We start from the raw sequence: 7,783 nt of genomic DNA, 5'->3' as shown, positions 1-7,783 counted from the left end.
CCATTGGTCGTTAACGGCAAACGGTCTAATGGAATAAATATGCCCGGCACCATATAAGCCGGTAAATGGCTCCGCAACCAGGCTTGCACCTCTTCCCTATCAAACGTTTCTGTTACCACTACATAAGCCACCAATTGCGTATTATCACTGGTGGCAAGGACTGCACATTGGCTGATACCTTCGTATTGTTGCAGCACACTTTCTATTTCACCAAGTTCAATGCGATAGCCACGTACTTTCACCTGCTGGTCGCGACGACCTACATACATGATCGTGCCGTCTTCACGCCAATAGCCGATATCTCCCGTGCGATACAAACGGCTACCGGAGATGCCGCTGAATGGATCAGCTATGAACTTCTCTGCGGTCAACCCTTCCAAGTTCAGGTAACCGCGGGCTACACCAGCTCCACCAATACAGATCTCTCCCGGGATACCAACAGGACACAACTGGTCGTACGTGTTTAAGATATACAGTTGTTCATCCGGCAGCGGACGGCCTATACTTAATGTCTCACTATCATTCAGTAGAAGACTGCTGCTCCATATGGTTGTTTCTGTAGGACCGTATACATTATATACACGGGTATCCTGTTGCTTTAATAACTCATATAAATGTGGGGGGAGTGCTTCACCACCTACCAGCATCACTTTCAGCTGATTTAATACCTGCGTGTCCATCCCTCCGTTCAATAGCTGTTGTAAACGGGAGGGTGTTAACTGCAGCACGTCCACTTCTCCGGCTGACAAGCGAGATGATACCAATACAGGATCTTTCGCTTCCATCAACACGATGCTAAGACCGTTACAAATTGCTCCCAGCAGTTCAAGTATCGATATATCAAATGTGAGACTCGTCAGCGAAGCGATACGCCAGCCTGGCCGAAAGCCAAAGCTGTCCGGCAATGCATTCACGAAGGCGCCGACGTTACCATGTGTTACCATTACACCTTTAGGGCGACCCGTTGACCCGGAGGTATACATGATGTAAGCAAGATCACTATCGGCTATAAGTATGTCATCATTATGCCTATTGGTGAATGTTGCCTGATCGAATTGCTGCAAGCTATCATTGTCGATCAGCAGTTTGCAACTGCTATCCTCCACTATATAGGCAATTCGCTCTTCCGGATAATCGGGACTGATGGGAACATATACAGCACCTGCTTTCAATATGCCTACAATAGCAGCTATGGAGAATGGTGTTCTGTCTGTCTTCAGGCCAATACGATCACCTTTCCTTATACCATGTTCTATTCTCAGCCAAGTACAGATCGCATCAGCAATATTATTCAGGTCGTGATAGTTATATGTTGTATCCTGATAAACTATAGCCGGAGCAGCAGGCGTTGCTTCTGTCCAGGCTGTGAATTGCGTCAGGACATTATCGGCCGGGGTATATTTATCCGGTCTGCGATTAAAGCTGTCCAATAGTTTAGCAGCTTCGGCTTCATTTACAATCGCAAGATCCTTTAGCGAGACATCTGTGCTCAGCGCCTGATCCAATATTTCACTAAAGCTGTCCATCAACAATTCCACCTGTGTTTCCGAAAAAACATCTACCCTATAATCAAATGAAAGCACTACGGGCCGTGTATCAGAGTATTCCAGCAGATGAACGGCAAGGTCTTCCTGCTGGCTACCATTATGCATAAATGTAATTGCTACATCTGCATTGCCCAGTTTCCCGTTATAGGTATTTTTCTGATGAGAGAAGGTTACATTAAAAAAGCTGCCATCGGTTCTCAGCACATCCAGGATATTAAATAACTCATATCGCTGATGTTTAACTGTGACCTTCAACTCATTTCTGACAGCAGTCACTAGTGCAGCAAAAGTTTCAATATGTGCTATATCCAGGAAGAGAGGTATAACATTCATGCAGGCGCCCAGTGTCTGTTTCTCATCGTTACCAGGGCGGTTAAATACAGGAATGCCCAGCACTCCTGCACCGTTGTTCAAGCTTCTGTTCAGATATAACAAAACGGCTATAAGCAGATGTGCAACTGTAACATTATGCCGGTCACAAAACTCTTGCAGCTGACTAAATCTTTCCCTGGAGAAAGCCAACTCCTTACGGACGGATGTGAGGGTTTTACTTCTTGTCGGATTGGCCAGTGAGAGGAACATATTGCCATCCGATAAACCTTTCACCTTTTCTGTCCAAAACTCGCGATCGTTTTGAAAAGCAGCAGACTGCTCATAAACATGTTCCTGTTGAATGAAGCTTATAAAACTCTTTAAACCGGCATCCCGTTCTTCACCATGGTTATTATATATATCAGATACTTTATTAAAAAAAAGCGCCATTGAATATCCGTCAAACAGGATATGATGAGTTTTAACATACCAGAAAAATGTATCGGGAGCGCATTGCAAAACGCGTGCATAAAATACAAGCCGCTGTTCAACGATGGGGACCTGAATATCCTTTTGCATCCATTCTTTACATGCGGCTTCGGAGCCCAGCACCATCACGTTACTGGCCACATCATATTCTATTGCGGACGGTATAACATCCGCCGTCGATAACAGGGCGAGAACGTCTGCGCCATTCAGCACAAAACGTATAGCATAGGCAAGACGGTCCAGGTCCAAACTTCCTTTAACAAAAGCGTAGCCGCCAACATTCAAAAAGGATTGGTTGCTATGCAACGTATGTCGCAGCAAAATTCCTTTCTGGGCAGCGGACAAGCTTTTTGTCCCTAATACTGCATCCATCCGGGTAACAATTTAATACTTACTAATGGGCACGATTGATCTCTTCTTTAGCAGCGCCAACATTTTTGTAGTCAACGGATTTCAGCTTACCAAAACTGTATGTCAGTGACAATCGCACTAACCTGGCTGAAAATCTTCTTTCGTAATAATTCTCTCTATTGGCATATGCATTTCTACCACTCTGGTAGAATGCATTAATTACATCGTTGGCAGATAGTCTTGCATTCAGCTTATTATGCAGGAACTTCCTGGAAATGGCCATCTCTGTCCAGATGGTGTGATAGTTGGTAATGAAGCCATTACTTTGCCTGGAGTTATACTCACCCAGTAGCTCCACATTAAATACATGCGGAATATAAAATGTATGGTAAGAGCTTATGTAGAACAATGGAAAAGCCTCATCCTTCAGCTGACTGAAACGCTTATCATTCAGCTTGCTATAGCTGACATTAAAGGTAGTCTGCGCCTCCCAGTATGTTGTCTTTAACGGGACGGTCACACCGAGATAGGCGGCGTTACTGATATTCAGGTTAACTTTCTGTATTTCGATCCGGCCGCTGTCGAGGTAATTAGGCAGGAAAGGACTGATATCATTTTTGGTCCGCATGTAGCCTACCTTGAAGAGGTAATCATCAAAGCTTAAGGACACTTCCAGGGAATGCGTATAAGACGGTCTCAGGTAAGGGTTTCCTTTTACTACTTCAGTGGGGTCATGATACTCTGTAAATGGGTCAAGATCGTCATAACTAGGTCTGTGCAAACGCGTTGCATAGCTCAGTGTGTATTCATATTTCCCTTTCTTCCTGCTCACCTTCACAAATGGGAAGAGGTTGACATAATTGGTGTCAATCACTTTCTGGCGGTCAGCGCCCGAATATCCACGGACGATGGACATTTCTGTCCTTACGCCCGCATTGAGCCTGTATGCATCAAATTTATGGCCAAATTCGAGATAGGCAGCAGGAACATTTTCTGAGAAACGGAACTTCCGGGACAGATCATCCACATTCACCCATTCTCCTCCATGTTCTTCACTAAATTTAATGTCACTTACTGTGGAAGCCTGCGCGAACTTCACTCCTGTTGTCAGTTTATTATTCTTGTCGAAAACTTTCTCCAGGTCTGTACGAACGCTTATCAGGCGGATACGATTATACCAGGTGTTGTTGAAGTGTGATGATACATTACCGCTATCAGTTTGATGTATATCGCTATCATATTTGTAGATCTGTCTGAAATACTGTGCACCTACAAACAGGTTGCTCCCTTTTGGATCCAGCGTACGGTTATAGTTGGCAGAAACGGTATTACTACCAAGATCTACCTCGGAATTATTGACACTGCTATACGCTACGGGCGTAGGAATTTTAAGATACTGCGTTCTGTTCTGATTGTCTATCCGCTTATCCTGCACAGTTTTATTACCATTATATTCAATGGAAAAAGTGCTCAACGAATCTATATGATAATTAATACCGACCCTGTATGTAGGGATATATTTTGAGTGTGTACGACTATTATATAAGGTATTCCTTATGTAACCTGCCGTATCAGTAACATTGTACCTGGAATCTCTTTGTACATCGCTGGTACCAGTCTGAAAATTAAATCCTGTAGAGATCGCAAATTTGTTGAATTTATAATCCAGTGAAAGGTCTGTAGCGCTTGAAAAGAATTTACCCTGGGAGATATTCTGCCTGACCCTTCCCAGCAGGCCATCTTCCATTTTCTTTTTACCGATGATGTTGATCACAGCTTTTCCTTCTGCGTCATATTTTGTTGACGGATTGGTAATGATCTCTATCTGTTTTATCTGGGATACCTGCAACGACTGTAAACGTTCTGCGGGGATGCGTTCACCGTTATAAAAGACGATAGCGTCACCTTTCCCTACCACTGCTACGGCATCGTCCTTCATAGAGAGTCCCGGAGTCTTAGAAAGCAGTTCTGAAACTGAATTACTCGCAGAGAGAAGAGTATTATCAACATTGATACTCATATTACCGTCAACCACCTTAAAGGCCTGCTGCCTTGCCGTTATTTCTACCTCACGTAATGCTTTTGTATCTGTATGCAGTTTTATTGTACCCAGGTCTACGACCGGGCGGAAAGGTGTATTGTTAATTAAGGTATCAAATGAACTAAGCCCAACGGCTGATATTTTCAAAATTACCGGCTGATATTTCGTGACATCTAATTTTAATTGTCCGCCGAAGGCACGGCCGGCGAGGATCACAGATGAATCCTTTGCTGAAAGCAAAGTTACAGAAGCACCTTCTACGGGCACACCTGCAGCGTCAACAATCCTCCCTGTTATACTAAAGTTGTTGGACTGACTGAAAATATTAAAGGAATTACATAGCAGTGGTGATAAGCATAACAAAACCCTTAACAGAAAAAAAATTCTCTCCCTGTAATAAACAGTGTTCATAGATGTGTAATGTAGTCTTTCTAAACGGTCTTAGTTGCCAGGCTTAATTGAAAATAAACCCAACAACATAACATGGATCAACGTTATGCACGTTAACAAACTTAGCCTCCTGAATTAAAGAAACTTAGGTTATCGTGGATTCTCGTTTAATTGTTGTAGTACCAACAGCCATCAATTTAAATTTAGTAAATAGGCAAAAACAGGTTCAAACTTATTTGGTTATTTAATGGGCTACCGTTCGGATTCTCTTCCCGGTTAACTTCAGCTATGGGCTAATTTACAATATCTCCTTTAATTTTTTCAAACTTTTTGAAAAATTATAAATTGCATAACAAATCTTTCTCTACAGATATGACAAAGCCCAGAATTTTCCTTTTACACTATGCCGGAGGCAGCTCGTATAGTTTTCAGTTTCTGCAACCCTATCTGAATAAGTTCGATGTGCACACTGTAGAACTACCGGGCAGGGGTAAGCGCATCAAAGAAAGTATTATACGTGAAACGTCTGCGGCAGTAACTGATATATTATATCAGGTAAAAGAAAAAATACAACCAGGCAGGGATATACTTTTTGGGCATAGTATGGGAGCATTGCTGGCATTTCATGTTACGCATGCACTTGAGCAAATGGGCATTGCACCTAAACATCTGATAGTAAGCGGTAATGCCGGACCGCGCGACAACGAAGACATAAAGGCCGTTTACAAACTTGATCATCAGTCATTTAAGGAAGAACTGAAACGTATCGGAGGCGTGTCTGATGAGTTCCTGGAAAATGCAGAGCTGTATGAGTTCTATGAACCGATCTTGCGTGCGGATTTTAAATTATCACACGACTTATCTGCTTTTAATAATATTATTATCAGCACCCCGATCTATGCTTTTATGGGCACGGAAGAAACTAACTACAGCAACATTGAGAACTGGCGTTTGTATACTAAGGGGACTTTCAGCCATGAAGGACTGAAGGGTGGACATTTCTTCCTGCACGATCACGCAGAGAAGATCGCAAAAACACTTAGCAGCTGTGCGTCAGATCAACAGGCTGCAGCCGTTAAATAACCTTGTCTGCTAATTAACAGATATTGGCGTTGGACCACTGGGTTTCAGAAGTCTGGTAACTAAGAGGTTTATCAGCATCCCTGCCGTATATTCTCTGCAAGGCAATGCATCTTTTTTCTTCCGCTCTTCCGGGTTCAGATCCTTCAGCAGCACAATTTCCTTCCGGTTATCCCTTTCTTTCAATATCAGACAGCTGACTAGCGGAGCATTTCCCCACCAGACATTAATACTGTTACGCTCGCCTAAGTACTCTCCCGTATAAGTGATAAGTAAAGGTATCTCTGCAACAGGCATACCTTTACGGAACAGGTTATTATAGATACTTGAAGCGCAATGCATCAGTCCCGTGCAAGGCCCGAAAACCATTTTCGTATAGCTGGAACTGATGAGTGCCAGGTCCTGACGGAATGGAAGCTGTTTGGAAAAGATCACATTCTTTACAGCCTCTTTACCCAGCCATTCGCTATAAAAAGTCTCCTTACCTATATTCTTTTCATCGAAGATCAATACTTTGGTATTGGGTTGTTTGAGTATGCCGGCCAGAAAATCGAAATACACATCTATGTTCAGCAGCTTTCTCTTTTCCGACGCAGAGTCCATCAGAATACAGAGCCGCTCCCCTTTCTTCATCCCGTTTGATTCAAGCCATTGATCCGCCCACATACGTTCCTCATTGGTAATGTAGAGCTCACATGGGACCTTACTGCTATTGCTGACCGTATATTCTCTCAGCGCCTCATAATCGGGGAACAGGTACTCGGCAGTAGGCTCTTTAGCGAGGATACTTTCAGAGAACGAGAAGACCGCCAGGTGGAATTGCCTGTTACGGATCTGGTGCCGGTATTTTTCATACAAGAAGTTCAGCAGTAGCAGCTCTTTATATGTAATACATAGCAACATATCGTAATCTTCAAATGGAATGTCAGACCATTCGTCGTCTCTTATATTATCAAAATTGGGGCTATTCTCAAGAATAGGCCTGTACAATCTCATATTCTTCTTATTGAGAAAGTTGATATCAACCTCTGCATTCGGAAAGAAGGACCTGACATACCTTAGCTTATTAAACAGCAGACAGGTATCTCCAATGAAGAATGATTTTTCCTCATAGATGATTAAGATCTTTTTAACGTGTTCTACCTGGAGTTGCTGGTTATTTTCTAATATTCTCTCTAATAGTATATTGGAAGGTTGCATAGTCTATCGCGGGTTACATAAAGAAAAGTTACAAAAAAAATATAAACTTCCAAATCCGCGAATTGAAAAATAGCACTTCACCTTTTTTGTATCTTTCGAAGATCTTTAAAACGGCATTCCATACCTAATACCTTAATGAAGGATCAAGTCGAAACCTGGGGGATTCGTGTGATTAGGTCACAGCTACGTATTTGAGAATGTTCCCAAGCAGAAACAAGCCATTCGTAAACAGTGAAGCCGTTTTTTATGTGAGCAGCAATTCCTTCACCGTTCGATTGCCCGGCAGATCTTTCACTGCCGCAATGACCCTGCCGCCTGCAGGCAGCGCAGTGGCTTTATAATACCAATCTACTCCGTTACGGCCTAAAACTGC

General features: G+C 42.9%; 4 protein-coding genes. 1 reads left to right on the top strand and 3 read right to left on the bottom strand.

From position 1 onward, the window contains the following. Together C7475_RS32580 and C7475_RS32575 are read right to left on the bottom strand one after the other, a co-directional pair. The coding region (locus tag C7475_RS32580) for an amino acid adenylation domain-containing protein (RefSeq protein WP_146217728.1) at window positions 1-2,720 on the bottom strand (2,720 nt) is incomplete at its 3' end. 22 nt (window positions 2,721-2,742) lie between these two features. Further along, on the bottom strand, window positions 2,743-5,151 hold the full coding sequence (locus tag C7475_RS32575) for an outer membrane beta-barrel family protein (RefSeq protein WP_110057629.1): 2,409 nt from the start codon (window positions 5,149-5,151) through the stop codon (window positions 2,743-2,745). 351 nt (window positions 5,152-5,502) lie between these two features. Here C7475_RS32575 and C7475_RS32570 point away from each other — a divergent pair, with 351 nt between their 5' ends. Next, window positions 5,503-6,213 carry a thioesterase II family protein gene (locus tag C7475_RS32570; protein WP_110057628.1) on the top strand — a complete coding sequence of 237 codons (711 nt, stop codon included), beginning with the start codon at window positions 5,503-5,505 and terminating at the stop codon, window positions 6,211-6,213. A gap of 9 nt (window positions 6,214-6,222) precedes the next feature. Here the strand turns inward: C7475_RS32570 and C7475_RS32565 are convergent, their stop codons facing one another. After that, complete coding sequence (locus C7475_RS32565) at window positions 6,223-7,410, bottom strand: glycosyltransferase family 9 protein (protein WP_110057627.1); 1,188 nt, start codon at window positions 7,408-7,410, stop codon at window positions 6,223-6,225. Window positions 7,411-7,783: the final 373 nt, after the last annotated feature.

Origin of the sequence: Chitinophaga sp. S165 (genome assembly GCF_003182155.1) — a bacterium.
GTDB lineage: Bacteria > Bacteroidota > Bacteroidia > Chitinophagales > Chitinophagaceae > Chitinophaga.
This window is presented reverse-complemented; position numbering and strand designations above follow the sequence as displayed.

Excerpts from the sequence above, each read along its gene's own strand:
- C7475_RS32570 (WP_110057628.1), top strand. The coding sequence starts at position 5,503 with ATGACAAAGCCCAGAATTTTCCTTTTACACTATGCCGGAGGCAGCTCG.
- C7475_RS32575 (WP_110057629.1), bottom strand. The coding sequence starts at position 5,151 with ATGAACACTGTTTATTACAGGGAGAGAATTTTTTTTCTGTTAAGGGTT.
- C7475_RS32565 (WP_110057627.1), bottom strand. The coding sequence starts at position 7,410 with ATGCAACCTTCCAATATACTATTAGAGAGAATATTAGAAAATAACCAG.